The organism is Palleronia sp., assembly GCF_042089775.1.
Lineage (GTDB): Bacteria > Pseudomonadota > Alphaproteobacteria > Rhodobacterales > Rhodobacteraceae > Palleronia.
In genome coordinates, this window is record NZ_JBELKF010000041.1 from 1 (window position 1) to 20568 (window position 20568).

The window sequence follows — 20568 nt, forward strand, 5'->3', positions numbered from 1 at the left end:
TGGTCTCCATCGCAGATACCGGCTTGAATCATGGGCGGTGCCCTACGTGAATCCCTTTTGTCAACAGGGCTAGTTGGATCGGCTAGTTAAGTATATAGGCCCCAAAAGAAAGCCCAGCTCGCGCACGGCGTCGGGGCTCATGGCGGCGGTCATCGCGACGGCGCCGGCCGGCGGATGCAGGGCGCGGCACAGGATCGTGACGGTGATCGCGAGGCCCATGGCCAGTGCGATGCGCAGGGCCGGATCCGGCACCACGAGGCGGACGGCGACGCCCACCAACGCGGCCACGATGTTGCCGACGATGGCGGACCACGGCTGCGCGAGGGGGCTGTTCGGCACGGCGAACAGCGGGACGGAACTCGCCCCGAACGGCGCCACCAGGTAGAGGCCGAGCGTCAGGTCGACGGCCGGAGCCAGGATGAACGACCCGGCGAGCGCGAGGCCGACGAACGTGCCAAGTCCCGCACGCAGGGCCTCGACCCGCGTGCTCCGTGCGACCGCGGGGCCGAATGAACCGAGATGTGGTACACGCCCCCCCTCACCTTCCGAGCGCCGTCGTTGTTTCAGGAGAGGCGGGGGACAGCAATGTCCGCTGCCCGCCCGCCGCCTGCATCGCCGTGGTTCTTCAGCGCTGCCGGGTTTCCCAATCGGGATGCATCCACGGCTTGCGGTTCGAGGGCGGCAGGGGCGTCTTGCCCAAGACATGATCCGCCGCCTTCTCGCCCACCATGATCGAAGGCGCATTGAGGTTGCCGTTCGTGATCCGCGGAAAGATCGAGCTGTCGGCGAGGCGCAGACCATCGACCCCGATCACGCGCGCCTCGGGATCGACCACGGCCAGGGGATCGTCGGCGCGCCCCATCCTGGCCGTGCCGCAGGGATGGTACGCGGATTCGACGTGATCCTTGATGAAGGCGTCGAGCGCCTCGTCGGATTGCGCACCGGCACCTGGCTGGATCTCGTGGCCGAAATAGGGCGCGAACGCCTCCTGCCCGAACACCTCGCGCACGAGGCGAATGCAGGTGCGGAAGTCGCGCCAGTCGTCTTCGTGGCTCATGTAGTTGAACAGGATGTTCGGCGCATCCTTGGGGTTCGCCGATGCCAACGTCACGGCGCCGCGCGACTTCGACCGCATGGGCCCGACATGGGCCTGAAAGCCGTGCCCTTCGGCCGCGGCCTTACCGTCATAGCGCACGGCGATCGGCAGGAAGTGGATCTGGATGTCGGGGTAGTCCACGCCCGCGGCCGAGCGGATGAAGGCCGCACTTTCGAACTGGTTCGAGGCACCCGGACCGGTCTTGGTGAAGAGCCAGCGTGCGCCGACATAGGCCTTGCCCAGCAGGTTCCAGTAGCGGAACAGGCTGACCGGCTGCTTGGAACTGGCCTGCAGGTAGAGCTCCAGGTGGTCCTGCAGGTTCTGGCCCACGCCTTGCCGGTCGGCGACGACTTCGATCCCGTGCTTGCGCAGGTGCTCGGCCGGGCCGATTCCCGACAGCATCAGGAGCTTGGGCGAGTTGAAGGCCGACGCGGCAAGAATGACCTCGGCATTGGCGCCGATCACCTCGACCTTGCCGCCGCGCTCGACCTCGACGCCGGTGGCGCGGCCGTTTTCGATCACGACCTTGCGGGCGAAGGCGTTGACCATTGTGCAGTTGGACCGCTTGAGCGCAGGCCGCAGGTAGGCATTGGCCGCAGACCAGCGGCGCCCGCGATAGACGGTCATGTCGAAGGGGCCGAAGCCCTCCTGCTTTTCGCCGTTGTAGTCGGCGGTCACCTGATAGCCGGCCTGGCGACCGGCCTCGATGAAGGTGCGGGTCAGCGGGTTGTCCATCCGGCCGCGCGTGACGTGCAGCGGGCCGTTCTTGCCGCGCCAGTCGGGATCGCCGCCGTGGCCGCGTTCGTGCCAGTTCTCGAGCCGCTCGTAATAGGGCAGCACGTCGGCATAGCCCCACCCGTCGGCGCCCATGTCGCGCCAGGTGTCGAAGTCGCGCGCGTGGCCGCGCACATAGACCATCCCGTTGATCGAGGACGACCCGCCGATCACCTTGCCCCGCGGCGCCGCAAGGCGGCGGCCGCCCAGGTGCGGCTCGGGCTGGGAGGCGTAGCCCCAGTCGTAGCGGGCCATGTTCATCGGGTAGCTGAGTGCGCCCGGCATCTGGATGAAGGGGCCGAAATCGCTCCCCCCATGTTCGAGCACGATGACCGATTTGCCCGCCTCGGACAGGCGATAGGTCATGGTGCAGCCGGCGCTGCCCGCGCCGACGATGACGTAGTCGGCCCGCATCAGAAGGGCGCCTCGGTGTCGCCCATGCGCACGTAGACGGACTTGAGCTGGCTGTAGTGCTCTATCGCGGCCTTGGCGTTCTCGCGCCCCACCCCGGATTGCTTGACCGCACCGAACGGCACCTCGACCGGGGCGTCGTTGTAGGAGTTGATGAAGCACGACCCGGCGTGGAGCTTGCGGATGACCCGGTGCGCGCGGGCAAGGTTCTGGGTGTAGACGCCGGCGGACAGGCCGTAGGGGGTGTTGTTGGCGCGGGCGATGGCCTCGTCCTCGTCGTCCAAGTCGAGGACGGACATGACGGGGCCGAAGATCTCTTCCCGGGCGATGGTCATGTCGTCGGTCACGTCGGCGAAGATGGCGGGGGCCATCCAGAAGCCGGGGCGGTCCAGCCGTTCGCCCCCGGTGACGAGGCGCGCGCCGTCTTCCTTGCCTCGCGCGACGTAGCCCAGGATGATGTCGAGCTGCTGCTGGCTGACGATGGGGCCGAAGTTGGTCTCCTCGTCCAGCGGATCGCCGAGCTTGGCGGTGGCAAGGCGGGTGGCGAGGCGGTCGAGGAACCGCTCCTTCACGCTGCGGTGGACGAAGACGCGGGTGCCGTTCGAGCAGACCTGCCCCGAGGAATAGAAGTTGCCGAGGATCGCGCCCGACACCGCATTCTCGATATCGGCGTCGTCGAAGACCAGCATGGGGGATTTGCCGCCAAGCTCCATCGTGACGTGCTTCATCTCGGCGGCAGCGGCGGAATAGACTCGCTTGCCCGTGCCGACCGAGCCGGTCAGCGACACCTTGGCCACGCGCGGATCGGTGACGAGGCGCCCGCCGACCTCGCCCATGCCCTGCACGACGTTGAACAGGCCCGGAGGGGCGCCGGCCTCGGTGAGGATCTCGGCGACTTTCAGGGCCGAGAGGGGTGTGGTCTCGGACGGCTTGAAGACCATCGCGTTGCCGCAGGCGAGCGCGGGCGCGGCTTTCCAACAGGCGATCTGGGTCGGGTAATTCCATGCGCCGATGCCGACGCAGACGCCCAAGGGCTCGCGGATCGTGTAGGCCCAGTCGTCGCCCAGGGGGATATGCTCGCCCGTGAGGCCGTTGGCGATGCCGCCGAAATATTCCAGCGCGTCGGCGCCCGAGGTCGCGTCGGCGACCAGCGTCTCCTGCAGGGGCTTGCCCGTGTCGTGCGTCTCGATGATCGAAAGCTCGCGGTTGCGCTCGCGCATGATGCGGGCGGCGTCGGTCAGGACGCGGCCACGCGAACGGGGCGACAGGGCGGCCCATTCGGCCTGAGCCCGGGTCGCTGCGTCGAGCGCGGCATCGGTCACCGCCTTCGTGGCAGCGTGGACGGTGGCCAGCGTCTCGCCCGTCGCGGGATAGATCACGTCGAAGGGGGTGCCGTCGGCGTCTTCGAGATACTTGCCATCGACATAGTGGCTGGCGGTCGGTTTCACGTCGGTCATTCTTTACACCTCGGTCGGGGGCCGATTTCCGCCGGGAAACCAGCCTGGATTTTCACTCGCCGCGCGGGAAGCGCTGGCTCTCTTCGACCACGTTCAGGTCCATGTGATTACGCATGTATCGCTGCGCTGCGTTCAGGACGGGCTGGTGATCCCACGCGGTCTGCTGGCCCTGAAGCAGCCCTTCGTAGACGACCCAGCGGGCGGCCTGGCTCTTGCGGATCTCGTCGTCGAACCGCGCGAGATCCCAGCGGGCGTCGGAGTCCTGTCGGAACTTCGTGAGAACTTCGTCATAGGCCGGATCGGCCGCGAGGTTCGTCATCTCGTGCGGGTCGGCCTCGAGATCGAAGAGCTGGTCGGGGTCGAGCGCGCAACGGATGTATTTCCACTTGCCCTCGCGCAGCGCGACGAGCGGCGCATAGGACGCCTCGGCGCAGTACTCCATGCGCACGGGCTGCTGGCGCCCCTGCCCCGCCGCGACCGGGAGGAGGCTTTCTCCGGCGGTCCAGGGCTGCACCTCGCCCATCGTAACGCCGGCGATGTCGCAAAGGGTCGGGCAGATGTCGATGGTCGAGACCGGATCGGTGATCAGGCCCGGCTCGACCCCCGGGCCGGAGACCATGATCGGCACGCGGGCTGAGCCTTCGCGGAAGCTCATCTTGAACCACAGGCCCCGCTCACCCAGCATGTCGCCGTGGTCGCTGGTGAAGACGATCGCCGCCTCCTGCCGGGTGCGCTCCAGCACGTCCAGAAGCTCGCCCACCTTTTCGTCGAGGTAGGAGATGTTGGCGAAATAGGCGCGGCGGGACCGGGCGATGTTCTCTTCCGAGATCTCGAAGTTGCGCCAGTCGTTGGCGTCGCAGATGCGCTGCGAGTGGGGGTCCTGCTCGTCATAGGGGATCGACGGCACCTCGGGCTGGAGGTGCTCGCAATCCTCATAGAGGTCCCAGAACTTCTTGCGGGCCACGTAGGGGTCGTGGGGGTGCGTAAAGCTGACGGTCAGCATCCACGGGCGTTCATCACGGCCCCGCGACAGGTCGTAGATCTTGCGGACGGCGTTGTACTGGACCTCGTCGTCATACTCCATCTGGTTGGTGATCTCGGCCACGCCCGAGCCGGTGACCGAGCCCATGTTGTGATACCACCATTCGATCCGCTCGCCCGGCTTACGGTAGTCCGGGGTCCAGCCGAAATCCGCTGGATAGATGTCGGTGGTCAGGCGCTCCTCGAAGCCATGAAGCTGGTCGGGGCCGACGAAATGCATCTTGCCCGACAGGCTGGTCTGGTAGCCGGCGCGGCGCAGGTGATGCGCATAGGTCGGCATCGAGGCGGGGAGCTCAGCCGCGTTGTCATAGACGCCGGTCGAGGATGGGAGCTGGCCTGTCATGAAACTGGCGCGTGAAGGACCGCAGAGCGGGCTGGCGCAGTAGGCGTTCCGGAAACGGGCCGACCGCTCGGCCAGCCGCTTGAGGTTCGGCGCGTGAAGGAAATCCGCCGGCCCGTCAGGGAACAGGGTGCCGGTCAGCTGGTCGACCATGATGACGAGGATGTTCGGGCGGGCGTCGGTCACGAAGCCTCCTTCAGTTCGCGGTGGAGAGTGGTCAGGACCTGCGAGATCGCGTTCGAGGCCGTCGTCTCGTCATCGAGCGCGGCGCGCAGGTACAGGCCGTCGATCAGGCCGCCGATACGCTCGGCGGCGGCGGGCGCCGAGGCCCCGAGAAGCGGCCGCAGCGCGTGACTGAGATTCGACGCGAGCCGCCGGCGATAGACCGACAGCAGGCGCCGGGCGCCGCGGGATCTTTGCGCCATGACGTAGAAGTTGAGCCATGCCGCAATCGCCTCGTGACGAAAGTTCTGCTGCGAAAAGCTGACGCGGATGATCGCCTGCGCACGCGCTTCGGGCGTGCTGGCCCCCGCGAGCGCCTCGCGCACCTCGCGGCCGAACACGGCCAGGACGTGACGCATGGCGGCAAGGAACAGCGTCTCCTTGTCGCCGAAATAGTGGAAGGCGAGCGCCGGACTCATCCCCGCACGCTTGGCGATTCGACCCACCGTCGCGTCCAGGGACCCCGTCTCGCCAATCTCGGCCACGGTTGCGGCGATCAATTCGGCACGGCGCCGGACTTCCGCACGCTCTCGCGGCGGCTTCCCTGCGGCGGCCATCTTTTTCGGAACAACTGTTGCCATGCAGAGGCAACTAGCATTTAATTGACCCGTCAATCAATAGCCGAACCTCTACAGGGAGAACCAACAATGAAACTGATCACCACCGCCTCCGCGCTTGCGCTCATGGTGGCCGGCGCTGCCCACGCGCAGGCGACCCAGTGCGACAGCATCACGCTTTCGGACGTAGGCTGGACCGACATCACAGCCACCACCGCCATTGCAAACCAGGTGTTTACCGGGCTCGGCTATGACGTCGACGTCAAGGTGCTGTCGGTGCCGGTGACGTTTGCCTCGCTGGAAGGCGATGACGTCGACGCATTCCTCGGCAACTGGATGCCATCGCAGACTCAGGCGATCACGCCCTACCTCGAATCGGGCGAGATCGAGCAGGTGAACGAGAACCTGCAGGGCACGAAGTACAACCTCGCCGTGCCGACCTACACCTACGAGAAAGGTCTGCAGAGCTACGAAGACCTCGCCGAGTTCCAGGAAGAGCTTGACGGGACGATCTACGGGATCGAACCCGGCAACGAGGGCAATGCCTACCTCGTCGGCCTGACGGAAGAGAACGAGTTCGGCCTCGGCGATTTCCGCGTCCGCGAAAGCTCGGAGCAGGGGATGCTGGCGCAGGTGCGCCGCGCCGTGGATGACGAGGAAGACATCGTGTTCCTCGGCTGGGAACCGCATCCGATGAACGCAAACTTCGACCTCGAGTACCTGTCGGGCGGCGAGGACTTCTTCGGCGGCCAGGGCGTGGTCCACACCGTGACCCGCCAAGGCTTCGTCGAAGAGTGCCCGAACGCCGGGAAGCTGCTTCAGCAGATGGACTTCACGCTCGACATGGAAAACGAGATCATGGGCGCGATCCTGGAAGATGGCGAAGACCCGGCCGACGCCGCGCGCGCCTGGCTGCAGGAGCACCCCGAGACCATCGAGCCCTGGCTTGAAGGTGTGACCACCGTCGAGGGCGAAGAAGGCCTGCCGGCGGTGCAGGAGCATCTCGACCTGTAAGGTCAGCCGCCCTGCGGGGGCATCAGCGCGTCGTCCATCGCGGTGGCACGCTGCACCGCGGGGCGGTTCTGAAGGCGGCTGGCATAGTCCTCGAACGCCGGCCGCTTCTCTATCGTACCGAACATTAGACCCCAGACAACCTGACTGCCGAGATAGACATCGACAGCCGAAAAGACCTCTCCCAGGAGCCATGTGCGACCGTCCGCCAGAAGCCCGTCGAGCGTGTCGAGCACCGAAGCAAGATCGCCATACCCTACCCTCCCGCGGATCTGCGGGTCGGAGGTATCGACCTTGAGCGAGGCGTTCGTCACCGCGGCTTCGACCGGGCCGGCCCCGAAGAAGATCCAGCGGTAGTAGGCGCCACGATCGGACGGCGGCGGCGCGAGGCCCGCGTCGGGGAAGGCATCGGCAAGGTAGGCGCAGATCGCCGCGGCCTCGGTGACGACCGTACCGCGATGGACGATCGCGGGCACCTTCGCCATCGGGTTGATCGCGAGGTAGCCGGGTGTTCGCATGTTGCCGTAGTCGAGGAGCGTGGTGGAATAGTCCGCCCCCACTTCTTCGAGCATCATGCGGACGATGCGACCGCGCGACATGGGGTTGGTGAAGAACATCAGGTCGGACATGCTGCCCTCCGCGGCGATTGCGGAGCAAGCGTCCGGCAAACCGGGATTCGAAGCAAGGAGCAACGCCGTTGAACTGGCTTACCGAAAACAAGATCCCCGTCGGAGAGGCGGCCGAGACCGTCTTCGACTGGATCGCTGACAACCTCGAGTTCTTCCTCGACGGAATATCGAACGTAGGCGAAAACCTCATCGAAGCGATCCTGTGGGTGCTGCAGGGGCCGCCCGAGTGGCTGGTCATCCTCTTCTTCGTCGCAGTCACCTGGGTGCTGCAGCGGTCGTGGAAGGTCAGCCTGTTCGTGGCGCTGGGCTTCCTCTTCGTGCTGAACCAGGACTATTGGGAAGAAACGATGGAAAGCCTGACGCTGGTGCTGTCGGCCTGCATCGTGTGCATGGGGATCGGCGTTCCCATCGGCATCGCTGCGGCGCACCGCCCGAAGCTCTACGCGGCGATCCGGCCGGTGCTGGACCTGATGCAGACATTGCCCACCTTCGTCTACCTGATTCCCGCCATCGTGTTCTTCGGCATCGGCATGGTGCCGGGCCTGATGGCGACGGTCATCTTCGTTCTGCCCGCGCCGATCCGCCTGACCTACCTCGGCATCTCGTCGACACCGCCGGCGCTGAGCGAAGCCGCGCGCGCCTTCGGCGCAACAAACCGCCAGCTTCTGTGGAAGGTCGAGATGCCCTCGGCCCTGCCGCAGATCATGGCGGGCCTGAACCAGACCATCATGCTGTCGCTGTCGATGGTGGTGATCGCGGCGCTGGTCGGTGCCGACGGGCTGGGCGTGCCGGTCGTGCGGGCGCTGAACCAGGTGAACGCGGCCCTTGGCTTCGAAAGCGGGTTCGTCATCGTGGTCGTCGCCATCATGCTCGACCGTATCCTGAACGTGGGAGCGCGCAAATGAGCACGGCGGTCAAGATCGACAACGTCTCCATCGTCTTCGGGGACAAGCCGCAGCAGGCTCTGCCCTTGATGGACCAGGGCGTGGAGCGGGGCGAAATCCAGCAGGAGACCGGCCAGGTGCTGGGCGTCCACGATTGCTCGCTCGAGGTGCAGCACGGCGAGATCCTCGTCCTGATGGGCCTGTCGGGGTCGGGCAAGTCGACGCTTCTGCGCGCGGTCAATGGATTGAACCCGGTGATCCGCGGCGCCGTTCACGTCAATGACGGCACGCAGATGATCGACGTGACCCATGCCGACGCGGCGACGCTGCGGCGGGTGCGGATGCAGCACGTCGCGATGGTGTTCCAGCAGTTCGGCCTGCTGCCCTGGCGGACCGTGCGCGAGAATGTCGGGCTGGGGCTTGAACTCGGCGGCACCAAGAAGGCCAAGGTGCGCGAGCAGGTGGACAAGCAGCTCGAGCTTGTCGGCCTGTCGGACTGGGCCGACCGGAAGGTCGGAGAGCTGTCGGGCGGCATGCAGCAGCGCGTGGGCCTGGCCCGCGCCTTCGCAACCGATGCGCCGATCCTCTTGATGGACGAGCCGTTCTCGGCGCTCGACCCCCTGATCCGGACCAAGCTTCAGGACGAGTTGCTGGAACTGCAGCAGCGGCTGAAGCGGACGATCCTGTTCGTCAGCCACGACCTCGACGAGGCGTTCAAGCTGGGCAACCACATCTCGATCATGGAGGGCGGGCGGATCGTCCAGACCGGGACGCCGCAGGATATCTTCAACGACCCGCGGAACGACTACGTGGCCGACTTCGTGCGGCACATGAACCCGCTGGGGGTCCTGCGCGCACGCGACGTGATGGAGCCGGCGACGGGCGTGCCCGAGATCCGGGTGGCAGCCGATGCGCTGGTCCGCGACAGCCTGGAGATCGTGATCGGAACGCCCGGTCCGGTCGGCGTCGAAGAGAACGGTGCGGTGGTTGGGCAGCTGACCCGCGACGCCGTGCTGCGCAGCCTCGACCGGTCGAGCGCCTAGAACAGCGCCCGGCCGATGAGCAGGATCGACAGGGCCAACAGCAGCCCTTCGATCCCGCGCAGGTAGACAGCGTCGGGCAACCGTGCCGTCAGCCACCGCCCCGCCATGGTGCCGATCCCGCCAGCGATCAGAAGTCCGAGCGTCAGACCCAGATCGAGCCCCTCGAGCGCGCCGATGGCCCAGTAGCCGGGCAGCTTGGCCAGGTTTCCCGCCGCAAAGGCGATGGCCATCGTGCCCGCGAACTCCAGCTTCGGCAGCCGCTGCGGCATCAGGTAGGCCTGCGCCGGGGGCGAGCCGGAATGGGTGATAAAGGACGTGATGCCCGTCAGGATGCCCCAGGCGAGGCCGGGCAGAACCCTCGCCTCGCCCGGCGCCTCGGCGACGGGGCCGAACCAGCTGCGGACGACATACCACAGGCCGATGAGGCCCGTCAGGATCAGCAAGGCAGGCTCGGGCGTCCAAGGGGTGATGACGGTCGCGATGAGGATGCCGATCAGGATGGCCGGGATCAGGATCGCCAGGTTCCGGCGCGAGTATGTCCCGCGGTAGAGCATCACCGCGATCCAGTCGGTCCCGATGAAGACCGGCAAAAGGATCGCCGCCGCCTGCACCGGGTTCATCACGAGCGCCAGCGACGGCACCGCAAGCGCCGCCGCCGAGGCCAGACCGCCCTTGGACATTCCCACCACGAAGGCCGCGGCGAGAAGGGGGAAGATGATTGCATCCGGGGTCAGTCGTTGCGCTCCGTCATGCTCGGGGGCGGGATTGGAGGACTATGCGGCGCGGCCCGCCTCGCGTCCAGAGCGGGCGTTTGCGCCGCTTCTTTCGCGGGCTCTTGAGCACCTTAAGCCGTGATACGGGCGGCTGCTTTGGTACTCGGCCAGCCGCGGATGAGCGTGCGCAGGGCGTCAACGACGCGACTCCACGGCCCGCAGGGGTGCGGGTATGGCGCGACGCAATGACATTGGCTCGGTGTCTCCGATTCGCACGGCCAACTGCGCGCAAGTCACGCCCTGCCGCTTTAGCCCACACTTGAGAAGGATGGCCGCCTTTGTTCGCAGGCGGGGCTCGAACCAGTGGCGCCTTACCGGCTCAAGGCCCGATGGTTCGAATCCATTCGCTGGAACGGCGAGATCGTTCGAGGCGCATCCATCATCGACGCACACGATCGGGGAATCATCATGAGGGCGAGCCGTGGTGAATGCCGGCATCAGCGGCTCGGACATCCGCAACGTGATGCTGGAGGCGGGCGAGCAGAGGTTCAAACCGACAGTGCACGTGACCCGGTCGAAATGCTGAGCGACATTGGCTTACATCGCGAGGGAGACATGCGGAAGCTTTGGTGAAGACGTTGAAGCGCGCTACGCCCATGTGACGCCGCTCCCGAATGCCGCCATAGTCCTTGAATTGATCGCCGGATGGTTTCAGGTCTACAACGACAACTACCCACGCTTGGGGCTGAAGACGCGCTCGCCTCGTGAGCTAGGCTCTGGACTTGTAAACTCAACAAGCAACGCAAAAGCCCTTCGATCGATGCGGTAAAGCTTGACCACGCTGCTGAAATGGCAAACGGATTTCCAGCTACCATATCTGCGTTGATTCAATCGCCACATCCGGGCGTTCTCGCGCGTGACAGCCTCCGTTTGATGCAGTTTGTGGAGTGGCCAGTAGTCGCGCTTGTGTGCGTCCCCGGTAGAGCATTCCGTCTACCTCAGCGACGTAAGCCCCGATGTCTCGGCCGGTCTTCCGCCCTTGGCGCAGCGACCGCGATATGCCGCAGTTTGGCCTGGTGAAGCGCCGGTCTGTCTTCTTCGGAACATGCACAGGTTCGTGGCCGCGCAGGCGCAACGAAGCTCCTCCTTCGATGTCGTCGATGCTGCGCTCTGTCCGAAAATAGAGAAGGCGTTGCGGATAGGGTCTTCTGACACTCAGCCCAAGCGTAGCCCGGTCTACCCTATTGCCGGCGATCAGCGGCACACATGCTTGGCGCGTTCGCTACCGAAGGCTGCATATCTGGTGCAGCAGCACGGTCGGACCGCCCTTCCCGCCCCGGAGCCTTGGCAACAGATGGTGAAGGCTTGATGACACGTCGGGCGGCCGCAGAGTCCGCAGATCGGAGTCGGATCGCCACTGTGTGTGGATCGGCGCGGCGTCGCGGCGCTGCATGGGTGGACCCGCAGGACGGTAGGCGCGTTCAGGTCGCATGACTGATGTGAAAACGATGATTTTGCCGCCGGGCGAAGACGTGCCCAACAACCCGAACCTGCCTGTGGTGATCCTGCGCGGCGCCGTCGCCGGGATGGATGCCGGCCCGATCCGCGACCGGATGGAGGCGAATGGATGGGGCGGCACATGGACGTGGACGGTGTATGACTACCACCACTACCATCCGGATGCTCACGAGGCACTTGCGGTCGCAACCGGCGAAGCCGACCTGACGCTGGGCGGCCCCGAGGGCGAACGTGTCACGGTTCAGGCCGGCGATTGTCTGATCCTGCCGGCGGGCACGGGGCACAAGCTGAACTCTTCGAGCGACGATTTTCGCATCTGCGGGGCCTACCCGGCGGGCCAGGAGGATTTCGAAACTCGCCGCGCCGAAGACGGGATCGGAGACAGTCGCGCTCGCATCGCTGAGGTCGCTCTGCCGGAAACTGACCCAATCGAGGGCAAAGGTGGCGCACTGCTTCAGCACTGGCGGTAGAAATCTACCCGGCGTCACGATTGACCGGACGAGGGGACTTCCTATCCGGAGGGGTCTCTGTCAGCGGTTCGATGCAGGATCATGATGAGAGGAAATTCACGAAGACGAAGGCTCTGTCGTTCGAAGCGCTCGCTTTGGCCGCAGCGCCGGCGTTCGCGCAAGACACCGAGGCGAGCGGCGATCCTGCAGCGGGCGAAAAGGTGCTCAACCAGTGCCAGGCCTGCCACGTCATTCGCAATGACGCGGAAGAGACGCTGGCCGGACGCACCGATCGGACGGGGGCGAACCTCTATGACCTCGAGGGTCGGCAGGGGGGCACGGTCGACGACTACCGCTACTCGACCGCGATGGTCGAAGCTGGCGAGGCCGGGCTCGAATGGAGTGAAGAAGATTTCGTGACTTACGTGCAGGACCCCACGGGCTTTCTGCGCAAGTTTCTCGACGACGCGAGCGCGCGGGGCAAAATGCTGTTCAAGCTGCGCTCGGACGAGGACGCGGCAAAATGTCTGGGCCTACATCACGTCGCTGGGCGGTGCGTCCGACTGAGCCGACTGCTCCGGATGGGCCGTCCCCGAGGGGGCGGCCGTTCGCTTGCGCTCAGACATAACCGCGGACGAGCGCGCCTGAGATGAGCGTCCAGCCATCGGCGACCGCGAAAAAGGCGAGCTTGAATGGCAGCGACACGATGGCGGGCGGGACCATCATCATGCCCATCGACATGAGGATCGCGGCCACGACCAGATCGATGATGAGGAACGGCAGGAAGATCAGGAAGCCGACCTCGAAGGCGCGGCCGATCTCGGACAGCAGGAACGAAGGCACGAGCATCGACAGCGGCGCCTCGGGCGCCAATGTGGTTCCGGCGGTATCCGGCCGAAGATCGGCGAGCGCTGCATACGTGTCGGGATCGACACGTGCGGCCATGAAGTCCCGGAACGGGGCCAGCGCCCGCATCACGCCCTCTTCAGCCCCGATTGCGCCGTCCACCAAGGGTGAAACCCCGTTGGTCCAGGCCTCGGTGAAGGTCGGCTCCATCACGAAGTAGGTCAGGAAGAGCGCCAGCGTCACGATCAGCATGTTGGGCGGAGACTGCTGCAGGCCGATGCCCTGACGCAGGATCGAGAGCGTCGTGACGAGGAACGGGAAGCAGGTGATCATCACCAGGATTCCCGGCACGAGGCTGAGCACCGTGATCAGCAGCAAAAGCTGGATTGAGCGGCCAGCCAGCGTCCCCTCTCCCTCGGCGCCGAAGTCGATCGAGATCTGTTGTGCCTCGACCGGCAGCGCCACCAACAGGAGTGTGGCGATCAGAAAGAGGGGCGCGGCGCGCATCAGAGGCCGCTCTCCATGTCGGCGATCTCGGTCAGACGGACGGCGAGCATGCCACCCTCATCCCCGTCGAGTTCTTCCAGCTCGCCGCGGGCGATCAAGCGGTCGCCGATATAGAGGCAAACCGGGTCCTCGACCTTCGTGTCGAGGCCGAGAACGGCGCCCTGCTCCATCTTGAGCAGCTCGGACAGCTTCGGGCGGGCCTTTCCGACCGACACCGTGATCTCCACCGGCACATGGTGCAGCGGGTTTTTCGAGGCCGCGCGCGGCGTATCAACCGCCTCTTCGATTTCGGCGAATTCTTCATCCATGGGACAGTGTCTCCTCGTTGATGGTGTCGAGCGCCTCGAGAGCGGCGGCCAGCGCTGTCTCTATGGCGCCGAGATCCAGTTCGCGCGCGCACTCACCGAGCCGGACGTGGAAGGTTCCGGGGGCAAGGGTGGCGTCCTCCCGAATGGTGACGGGGAAGCGCACACGATCCTCGAGCATCTCGGCCACACCTTCAGCTTCGTTCAGCGCGGTGAGGATGTGTATCTCCGCGTCCGCCGCGTCCTCGGCCAGGTCGGTGAACAGTTCGGTGAGCCGGACGGCCAGCGTGTCGTGCAGGATGCGCGGCACGGCGGAGCGCACGATGGCGTCCAACAGTGGGTGGAGCCCGCGCATGACGTGAGCGCGGGCCTCGTGGAAGGTGAAGGCAAGCTCTTCCAGCCGGCTGTCGAGCGCCTGGGCGCGATCTTCCGCAGCGCTTTCGGCGGCGGCGGTCGCATCCTCCCAACCGGAGGCGTAGCCCTTGTCGAAGGCCTCAAGGCGTTCCGCCTCGAGCCGTTCGCCGTCATAGACCTCGACCGGGGCTTCGACGACCGGGACGCTGGCGAAATCTTCGAGGATAAGGGGGCGCATCGTCATACCTTTTCACCCTCGTCTTCCATCCAGGACTTGAGGATTTCGAGTGATTCCTCCTGGCGCTCTTCGATCAGCTCGCGCAGGCGATCTACTGGCGAGCGCTCTTCGTTCTCGCCCGCGCCTCCGCCAAAGCCCCCGCCGAACCCCGACTCCGCGTCGTCGCCGAAGCCGTTGCCGAAGAAGATCTCTCCGGTCAGCGGTTCCTCGGCCTCGTCGTCCGAGCCGGTCCCGACCGGCGGGGCGAGTTGCGGCGTAGTGCCGGGCTTGGCCAGGATCGGGCGGACCACGAAAAGACCGAGGGCGAGCGCGACAAGCCCCAGAATCGCGATCTGGGCCAGGCGCATCACGTCGATCGGCCCCATCCAGGCCGCAGCAAGGGGCGCCGTCCCATCGGCAGGCAGCGGTTCGAATTGCATCGAGCGCACCGACAGCGAGTCGCCCCGTTCGGTGTCGAAGCCCACGACGGCCTGAACCAGCTCTCGGATGGCCTCCATCTCGGCCTCGGGCCGAGGGGCCCAGCTGACGGTCCCATCCTCGGCCGTCGTTTGCAGACCATCGACCAGAACGGCCGTCGTGATGCGCGCGATGGCACCTGGTGCGCGGGTCACCTGACGCTCGATCTGGCTGACTTCGAAATTGGTGGTCTCGCGGCTTTCGGTCGACGTACTGGACCCGCCGCCTTGCCCGCCTTCGGCGTCGCCGTCCGGCAGGTTCGAAGCAACCGTGACATCACCCTCGGCGGGATCGGTGCTGGACGAGTTCGACTGCGTGACGTCAGAGCTGATGGCGACGCGGCTTTCAGGATCGATTCGACGTTCGAGGATCTGCTCGGATTCGGTCACGGTCTCGACGTTCACCTCGACCACAGCGTTACCATACCCGACACGCGCCTCGAGCAGCCGCTCGACGTTCCGCTTGAGTTGCGCGGCGCGATCGGAGTCCACGGCACCCTGCGGCTGGTCCTCACCGGCCAAAATCACACCGCCCATCGCGTCGATCACCGAGACGTCTTCGGGCGACAGTCCCGAAACCGCGGCGGCCACGAGGTAACGCAGAGCCCGCGCATGGCTTGCGGCGAGGCCGCCGCCCGCGGGCGTCACCGTTATCGAGGCCGTCGTGCGCAGGTCGCGTTGAAATGGTCGTGAGCCCGCGTTGGCGATGTGCACACGCGCCGCCTGAATCGCGGGCGACGCCACGATCGTCCGCGCGAGCTCACCCTCCTTCGCGCGCCAAAAGGCAGCGTCGAACATCTGGCTCGTGGTACCGAAGCCGGACAACTGGTCCAAGAGTTCGTAGCCCTGCGCCGCATTGGCAGGCAGACCCTCGCTCGCGAGAGTCATACGAAGTTCGTCGCGCCGCCCCTCCTCCACGAAGATGGCCCCGCCCCTCACGTCATATTCAACTCCCGTCTGCTCGAGCGCCTGCACAACCTCGCCGGCCGCCTGCGGTTCGAGTCCCGAATAGAGCAGCGCAAGGCTGGGCGACGACGCCATCCGCGCCACCCCGAGAACGAGCGCGAACATCGCGACGGTCGCCGCAACAACGATGATTCGTCGTTGCATCGTGAGGCCCTGCCAGGCCGATCCAATGTTCTGCAAGACCGACCTCCTGTCGTTTCCGGGGTGATCCCCGTGTCTTGCGTTCACATTTCCAGACCGACCTTAACAATCGGTTAGTCTTCGACAGTTTATGCCAATCCCACGACGAGAAATCGGGATGGGCGACATGGCCGAAGACATGGACAGCGAAGCGAACGCGCCAAAGAGGAAGGGCAAGAAAGGCCTGGCTATCGGCTTGGTACTAGCTCTCGTTCTGGGCGCCGGCGGCTTCTACGCCACATTCTCCGGCATGATTCTCGGGAGCGGAGATGCCGCAGAGGACCACGCTCAGGCTGGAGAAGAGAGCCATGACAGCGACGGCGATCCAGCCCAAGCCGAAATAATGCTGGAACAGGGCGGCGACATCACCGACGTCGCATTCCTCCCCGTCACGCCGATCGTCGTTTCGCTGACCGGGCCGAACGCCTCGCGCCATCTTCGCTTCCGCGCTGAACTCGAGGTCGCCAAGGAGCAATCATCCGCCGTGGAGCATCTCATGCCTCGCGTGATGGACGTGATGAACGCCTACCTGCGCGCGCTCGATCCCGACTCACTGAACGATGCGGGGGCGCTCATAGAACTGCGTGCTCAACTCCTGCGGCGCGTCGCGCTCGTGGTGGGAGCGAACCGGGTGCGCGACGTCCTCGTCATGGAATTCGTCTTAAGCTGAAAGGGGGGCCCAGAATGGACCTGATCGCTGATATTCTCCTTATCGGAGGCGCCGCAGGCGTCGCTTTCTACTGCTTCATTCTCTCTCGGCGTCTGACGCGGTTCACGGACCTCGAACGGGGCGTCGGCGGCGCGGTCGCAGTGCTTTCGGCCCAGGTCGACGACCTCAAGCGCGCCTTGGAGGCGGCGAAGACGGCCGCCGACGGATCAGGCGATACGCTGCGCGAATTGACGGAGCGGGCGGACCAGGTTGCGCGGCGCCTTGAGCTTTCGGTGGCAGCCCTCCACGATGTTGATGATACGCCACCTGAACCCGTATTTGCCCGGCGCGATACGTCACGTCCGGCGCCTGTGGCGCCTGTGGTTCCCCCTGCCGCGCCGACCGTGACGGTGCCTCTCGCCGCGACGCGCAGCGGTGCCAGCGCCGCGACGAAATCCTTCTTTTCGCAGCGGGTGGCATCACGATGAGGCGGCGGATAATCCGACCAACCAGAAAGATGGGAATCGGCGTCTTGCCGGTCCTAGCTGGACTGTTAGTGGCCTCGGGAGTGTTCCGCCTTGGCGACGGCCCGGTAGCGACCGTCGTCACCGAACTCCTTGCGTCGCGAAGCGCGCATGCTTCTTCGGATTCCGCGCCGCCGGAGGACGAGATCGCGGGACTTCTCGCTGAGCTCAATGCGCGTCAGGCGGAGCTCGACGAACGGGCGACCGAGCTCGATAGCGAAGCTGATCGCGTCGCCGAAGGGCGCGAGGCTCTGCGAGCGCAACTGGATGAGGTCGAGAAGGCCGAGGCCGAGCTGCGGGAGCTTCTGAAATTGGCCGACACAGCCGCGGAGGACGACCTGTCACGCCTCGCACAGGTCTACTCCGCGATGAAGCCGGCCGAGGCCGCCGCGCTCTTCGAACAGATGCCACCTGCTTTCGCGGCCGGATTCCTGGGGATGATGGCTCCGCCTGCCTCGGCTGCAATCTTGGCCGGCATGCCTCCGGATGCAGCCTACGCGATCACCGTAATGCTGGCCGGCCGCCACGCCGATCTTCCCAAGGAGTGACCTGACATGATCGCGATCATCGGCATTGTCATCGTCTTCGTAATGGTGTTCGGCGGCTACATGGCGGCTGGCGGCAAGCTTGGCATCATCCTGGAAGCCATGCCCTTCGAACTGGCCATGATCATGGGCGCGGCTATCGGCGCGTTCATGCTGTCCAACGACGGAAGCGTCGTGAAGCACACGCTCAAGGATTTGGGGAAAACCTTCAAAGGCGCGAAGTGGAAAGCCGAAGACTACCGAGATCTGCTTTGCCTGTTGTTCGAACTGGTCCGCTTGGCCAAGGGCGATCCCCTTGCCGTCGAAATGCACATCGAGAACCCGACCGAAAGCACGATCTTTGGCAAATATCCAAAGATCCAAGCCGATCACGAAGCGGTCGAACTGATTTGCGACACCATGCGCTCGGCCAGCATGAATTACGATGACCCCCACCAAGTCGAAGAAGTCCTCGACAAACGGATGGAGGCACATTTGCACCGTGCTCTGCACTCGAGCCATGCGCTTCAAACCATGGCTGACGGCCTTCCGGCCTTGGGTATCGTGGCCGCTGTGCTGGGTATCATCAAGACAATGGCGGCGATCGACCAACCGCCCGAGGTTCTTGGAAAAATGATTGGAGGCGCACTCGTCGGCACCTTTCTCGGCGTTTTCCTCGCCTACGGCTTCGTGGGTCCCATCGCTGCCAAGTTGAAGGCCATAGCGGAAGAGGAAGCGCAGTTTTACCAATTGATCCGCGAGGTGCTCGTGGCGAACCTGCATCAGCACAGTGCCGCAATCTGTATTGAGGTCGGCCGCCAGAACGTACCGCACCACCAGCGCCCTGGATTCGACGTTCTTGAGGAGGCACTGAAAGGGACAAAAACGTCATGATACGGTTGGCGCTCGTCTTCCTCACCATCTCGACTGGCGCAGCGATGGCTCAGTCAATTCCCGTCCGCACGGCCGAGCATGACGGCTTTACGCGCATCGCCATCGACTTCCGCAGGGGAATGGATTGGCGGGTGGAGCAGGACGGACGCAGCGTCCGCATTCTGACGGATGGGATGGCGACATATGACCTTAGCGACGCCTACCGACGCATCGGCCCTCAGCGGATCAAGGCGTTTCGGCAAGCCGGGCCACGGGAACTGCTTGTCGAATTAGCGTGCGCCTGTTCGCCCGAGACTTTTATGTTCCGCAACAGCTTGGTGCTGGACGTACTGCCCCAGGCCGTCGTTCCTATGACCGACGCACGGCGCCCCAATTCGAGACTAGAACCACGAAATGATGGGGTGTCAGATAGCTCGCTGCTACCTGGTCTGCTGACTCGCAGCATCACGTCGACCTCAATGTCACAGTCCGCCTCTACACCAGTGGCTCTGCGGACGGAACGCGCTGCCGCCCTGCGGGCAAGGCTCAATGCAGACCTTGGTATAGATCCGGGACACGAAGCTACGGAGCATGAAACCTCCACCATTGCCTCCGAAGCCGATGGTGCCGCCGAGGCACCACGCCCCAGCCAGATGCAGGTCGAAAGTCGGACCGATCGCGATACGCGAGGATACGAGACGGTCGTGTCGCGCGCTACTTGTCCCGCCTTTTCGAAAGACACTCTCGAATCTTGGGTCGAGGTACGCCAGACACTCTCGCCGGAGGCGGGCGACGAGGCTTGGACGGCGGCTGAAGCCAAGCGGTTGATCGCGCTCGGCTTTGGGATGGAAGCAGAGCGGCTTCTGGATCTGTCGGGCAGTGAGGACCGGGACAACCAGCTACTGGCGCGCATTGCTCGCCTCGTCGACGCCGCAGGGCCTGCGCCGGACATTTCTGCCGTCGCAGAGTGCGGTGACATGCTGACGCTTTTCGCGCTGATATCTGACCCGCCTGAGCTACCGTTGCGTCTAAGTTCTGTACTGGACGCCATAGCCGCTTCGCCCGACGGCGCACGTTCCAACCTGAGACGCCGCGCGGTTGCCGGATTGATGGCGCTTGGTCGTGAAGAAGATGCCCGAATCGTTGCTGCAGCAGGTTCAGGTGGCGCAACGCCGGATTCGCCCCCTGATCTGACCTCCCTTACCTTGGCAGCGGGCGACGGCCCTGTCGCCACAAACGGGCTGGAAGAGATCGTCTCGCGCCGCACACCCGAAGCCGCTGCTGCAATCCGTCTCATGGTAGATGGCATGGTGGACGAGGGTACGCCGGTACCCCCTCGCCTTCTTGACCAAGCTCGCGCGCTTCTCCCCGAGACGAGCGGGAGCAACCGCGACCGGCTTCAGCGTGCTGTCATTCGGGCCGAAACCGCTAGCGGGCGATACCTGCGTGCGGCCGAGGACATCGATAGCCTCACCCGCAACGACCCGGACATGGCCGAGCGGCTGCTCAATGAGCTCGTTAAGACTGTGCAGTCCATCGAAGACGACGCCCTGTTTCTTACCCAGATCGTGAGCCTCGGCGACAGGCCGGCGCCCGATCCTGAACTACGCATCGCCGTCGCGACACGCATCGCCGAGAACCATGTTCCGCAACTGGCTCGACGCATCCTGTCCGAGAGCGCCGATGTTCCTTCGACCGAAGAGCGCCTTCTTCGCGCATCGCTTGCCCTGCAAGCCCAGGATGACACCGAGGCTGAAGCTCAGTTGGCTGGTCTTAAAGGACCAGAAGCCGACAGTTTGCGCGAGGAAATTGCCGTCATGCGTGCTGCACAAGCACCTTTGCCGCTGAACGATCCGGCACCCATTGCACCAATGAGCGTGCGAGCTCGGGGCGGCGCCCTGGTAGAGCAAAGCGCGACCCTGCGGTCGGAGTTGGAGAAGTTCCTCGGCGACTGATCCGCGGAAACCATTTGGTAAGGGCTTAGCGCCTATCCAGAACCGAA

General features: G+C 65.0%; 20 protein-coding genes and 3 pseudogenes. 12 read left to right on the plus strand and 11 right to left on the minus strand.

Features of this window, described 5'->3' with window-relative positions; translation table 11 throughout:
• Positions 1-93 precede the first annotated feature (93 nt).
• From ACFDS3_RS11265 to betI, 5 genes and pseudogenes are all read right to left on the minus strand, one after another.
• Positions 94-471, minus strand: a pseudogene (locus ACFDS3_RS11265) (HPP family protein); the annotation flags it as partial.
• A 154-nt stretch (positions 472-625) separates the two neighbouring features.
• Positions 626-2284: a choline dehydrogenase gene (gene betA / locus ACFDS3_RS11270; RefSeq protein WP_375262453.1), complete on the minus strand. Its 1659-nt coding sequence runs from the start codon at positions 2282-2284 to the stop codon at positions 626-628.
• Positions 2284-3738, minus strand: a complete 1455-nt coding sequence (betB, locus tag ACFDS3_RS11275; RefSeq protein ID WP_375262454.1) for a betaine-aldehyde dehydrogenase — start codon at positions 3736-3738, stop codon at positions 2284-2286. The genes betA and betB overlap by 1 nt, the downstream gene beginning before the upstream one ends.
• 52 nt (positions 3739-3790) lie before the next feature.
• Positions 3791-5305: a choline-sulfatase gene (betC, locus tag ACFDS3_RS11280; protein WP_375262455.1), complete on the minus strand. Its 1515-nt coding sequence runs from the start codon at positions 5303-5305 to the stop codon at positions 3791-3793.
• Positions 5302-5922, minus strand: coding sequence for a transcriptional regulator BetI (gene betI / locus ACFDS3_RS11285; protein ID WP_375262456.1), 621 nt, complete (start codon positions 5920-5922; stop codon positions 5302-5304). Before betI ends, betC begins: the two co-directional genes overlap by 4 nt.
• A 66-nt stretch (positions 5923-5988) precedes the next feature.
• Between betI and choX the strand changes: the two genes are divergently transcribed.
• The gene (gene choX / locus ACFDS3_RS11290) at positions 5989-6912 is read left to right on the plus strand and encodes a choline ABC transporter substrate-binding protein (protein WP_375262457.1); all 924 of its coding nucleotides are present in this window, start codon (positions 5989-5991) and stop codon (positions 6910-6912) included.
• 2 nt (positions 6913-6914) lie between these two features.
• Here the strand turns inward: choX and ACFDS3_RS11295 are convergent, their stop codons facing one another.
• Positions 6915-7538, minus strand: a complete 624-nt coding sequence (locus ACFDS3_RS11295; RefSeq protein WP_375262458.1) for a glutathione S-transferase family protein — start codon at positions 7536-7538, stop codon at positions 6915-6917.
• A 68-nt stretch (positions 7539-7606) separates the two neighbouring features.
• Here ACFDS3_RS11295 and choW point away from each other — a divergent pair, with 68 nt between their 5' ends.
• Positions 7607-8443, plus strand: a complete 837-nt coding sequence (gene choW, locus ACFDS3_RS11300) for a choline ABC transporter permease subunit (protein ID WP_375262459.1) — start codon at positions 7607-7609, stop codon at positions 8441-8443.
• Positions 8440-9465, plus strand: a complete 1026-nt coding sequence (gene choV / locus ACFDS3_RS11305; RefSeq protein ID WP_375262460.1) for a choline ABC transporter ATP-binding protein — start codon at positions 8440-8442, stop codon at positions 9463-9465. Before choW ends, choV begins: the two co-directional genes overlap by 4 nt.
• Here choV and ACFDS3_RS11310 read toward each other — a convergent pair.
• Positions 9462-10199, minus strand: coding sequence for a sulfite exporter TauE/SafE family protein (locus ACFDS3_RS11310; RefSeq protein WP_375262485.1), 738 nt, complete (start codon positions 10197-10199; stop codon positions 9462-9464). The genes choV and ACFDS3_RS11310 overlap by 4 nt on opposite strands.
• A 372-nt stretch (positions 10200-10571) precedes the next feature.
• On the opposite strand from ACFDS3_RS11310, the pseudogene ACFDS3_RS11315 reads away from it, so the two are divergent.
• From ACFDS3_RS11315 to ACFDS3_RS11330, 4 genes and pseudogenes are all read left to right on the plus strand, one after another.
• Positions 10572-10791: pseudogene (locus tag ACFDS3_RS11315) on the plus strand (IS3 family transposase); the annotation flags it as partial.
• A 36-nt stretch (positions 10792-10827) separates the two neighbouring features.
• Positions 10828-11007 (plus strand): annotated as a pseudogene (locus ACFDS3_RS11320) (hypothetical protein); the annotation flags it as partial.
• Positions 11008-11668: 661 nt separating this feature from the next.
• Entirely contained in the window at positions 11669-12166 is a 498-nt protein-coding gene (locus tag ACFDS3_RS11325) for a cupin domain-containing protein (RefSeq protein WP_375262461.1), read from the plus strand.
• A 71-nt stretch (positions 12167-12237) separates the two neighbouring features.
• A complete protein-coding gene (locus ACFDS3_RS11330) occupies positions 12238-12798 on the plus strand; it encodes a c-type cytochrome (protein ID WP_375262462.1) in 561 nt (186 codons plus the stop codon).
• Here the strand turns inward: ACFDS3_RS11330 and fliP are convergent.
• The 4 genes from fliP to fliF are packed head-to-tail and all read right to left on the minus strand — an operon-like array spanning position 12764 to position 15996.
• Positions 12764-13498: a flagellar type III secretion system pore protein FliP gene (gene fliP, locus ACFDS3_RS11335; protein ID WP_375262463.1), complete on the minus strand. Its 735-nt coding sequence runs from the start codon at positions 13496-13498 to the stop codon at positions 12764-12766. The two genes, ACFDS3_RS11330 and fliP, sit on opposite strands and share 35 nt — an antisense overlap.
• Positions 13498-13806: a FliM/FliN family flagellar motor switch protein gene (locus ACFDS3_RS11340; protein ID WP_375262464.1), complete on the minus strand. Its 309-nt coding sequence runs from the start codon at positions 13804-13806 to the stop codon at positions 13498-13500. Before ACFDS3_RS11340 ends, fliP begins: the two co-directional genes overlap by 1 nt.
• Positions 13799-14395, minus strand: a complete 597-nt coding sequence (locus ACFDS3_RS11345) for a hypothetical protein (protein ID WP_375262465.1) — start codon at positions 14393-14395, stop codon at positions 13799-13801. The genes ACFDS3_RS11340 and ACFDS3_RS11345 overlap by 8 nt, the downstream gene beginning before the upstream one ends.
• Before the next feature lie 2 nt (positions 14396-14397).
• Entirely contained in the window at positions 14398-15996 is a 1599-nt protein-coding gene (gene fliF, locus ACFDS3_RS11350) for a flagellar basal-body MS-ring/collar protein FliF (protein ID WP_375262466.1), read from the minus strand.
• Positions 15997-16123: 127 nt separating this feature from the next.
• On the opposite strand from fliF, the gene fliL reads away from it, so the two are divergent.
• Genes fliL through ACFDS3_RS11375 form a run of 5 tightly spaced genes read left to right on the plus strand, consistent with a single transcriptional unit; the run spans position 16124 to position 20521 of the window.
• Positions 16124-16666, plus strand: coding sequence for a flagellar basal body-associated protein FliL (gene fliL / locus ACFDS3_RS11355; RefSeq protein WP_375262467.1), 543 nt, complete (start codon positions 16124-16126; stop codon positions 16664-16666).
• Positions 16667-16680: 14 nt separating this feature from the next.
• Positions 16681-17133: a hypothetical protein gene (locus ACFDS3_RS11360; RefSeq protein WP_375262468.1), complete on the plus strand. Its 453-nt coding sequence runs from the start codon at positions 16681-16683 to the stop codon at positions 17131-17133.
• Between the two features lie 44 nt (positions 17134-17177).
• Positions 17178-17717, plus strand: a complete 540-nt coding sequence (locus ACFDS3_RS11365; protein WP_375262469.1) for a MotE family protein — start codon at positions 17178-17180, stop codon at positions 17715-17717.
• 6 nt (positions 17718-17723) lie between these two features.
• Positions 17724-18587, plus strand: a complete 864-nt coding sequence (gene motA / locus ACFDS3_RS11370) for a flagellar motor stator protein MotA (protein WP_375262470.1) — start codon at positions 17724-17726, stop codon at positions 18585-18587.
• Positions 18584-20521, plus strand: coding sequence for a hypothetical protein (locus tag ACFDS3_RS11375; protein WP_375262471.1), 1938 nt, complete (start codon positions 18584-18586; stop codon positions 20519-20521). Before motA ends, ACFDS3_RS11375 begins: the two co-directional genes overlap by 4 nt.
• Positions 20522-20568 lie beyond the last annotated feature (47 nt).

What these genes read in the sequence shown, in the direction of transcription:
- betA (WP_375262453.1), bottom strand. Translation starts at nt 2,284, where the DNA reads ATGCGGGCCGACTACGTCATCGTCGGCGCGGGCAGCGCCGGCTGCACC.
- betB (WP_375262454.1), bottom strand. Translation starts at nt 3,738, where the DNA reads ATGACCGACGTGAAACCGACCGCCAGCCACTATGTCGATGGCAAGTAT.
- betI (WP_375262456.1), bottom strand. Translation starts at nt 5,922, where the DNA reads ATGGCAACAGTTGTTCCGAAAAAGATGGCCGCCGCAGGGAAGCCGCCG.
- choX (WP_375262457.1), top strand. Translation starts at nt 5,989, where the DNA reads ATGAAACTGATCACCACCGCCTCCGCGCTTGCGCTCATGGTGGCCGGC.
- ACFDS3_RS11295 (WP_375262458.1), bottom strand. Translation starts at nt 7,538, where the DNA reads ATGTCCGACCTGATGTTCTTCACCAACCCCATGTCGCGCGGTCGCATC.
- choV (WP_375262460.1), top strand. Translation starts at nt 8,440, where the DNA reads ATGAGCACGGCGGTCAAGATCGACAACGTCTCCATCGTCTTCGGGGAC.
- ACFDS3_RS11325 (WP_375262461.1), top strand. Translation starts at nt 11,669, where the DNA reads ATGACTGATGTGAAAACGATGATTTTGCCGCCGGGCGAAGACGTGCCC.
- ACFDS3_RS11330 (WP_375262462.1), top strand. Translation starts at nt 12,238, where the DNA reads ATGCAGGATCATGATGAGAGGAAATTCACGAAGACGAAGGCTCTGTCG.
- fliP (WP_375262463.1), bottom strand. Translation starts at nt 13,498, where the DNA reads ATGCGCGCCGCGCCCCTCTTTCTGATCGCCACACTCCTGTTGGTGGCG.
- ACFDS3_RS11340 (WP_375262464.1), bottom strand. Translation starts at nt 13,806, where the DNA reads ATGGATGAAGAATTCGCCGAAATCGAAGAGGCGGTTGATACGCCGCGC.
- ACFDS3_RS11345 (WP_375262465.1), bottom strand. Translation starts at nt 14,395, where the DNA reads ATGCGCCCCCTTATCCTCGAAGATTTCGCCAGCGTCCCGGTCGTCGAA.
- fliL (WP_375262467.1), top strand. Translation starts at nt 16,124, where the DNA reads ATGGCCGAAGACATGGACAGCGAAGCGAACGCGCCAAAGAGGAAGGGC.
- ACFDS3_RS11360 (WP_375262468.1), top strand. Translation starts at nt 16,681, where the DNA reads ATGGACCTGATCGCTGATATTCTCCTTATCGGAGGCGCCGCAGGCGTC.
- motA (WP_375262470.1), top strand. Translation starts at nt 17,724, where the DNA reads ATGATCGCGATCATCGGCATTGTCATCGTCTTCGTAATGGTGTTCGGC.
- ACFDS3_RS11375 (WP_375262471.1), top strand. Translation starts at nt 18,584, where the DNA reads ATGATACGGTTGGCGCTCGTCTTCCTCACCATCTCGACTGGCGCAGCG.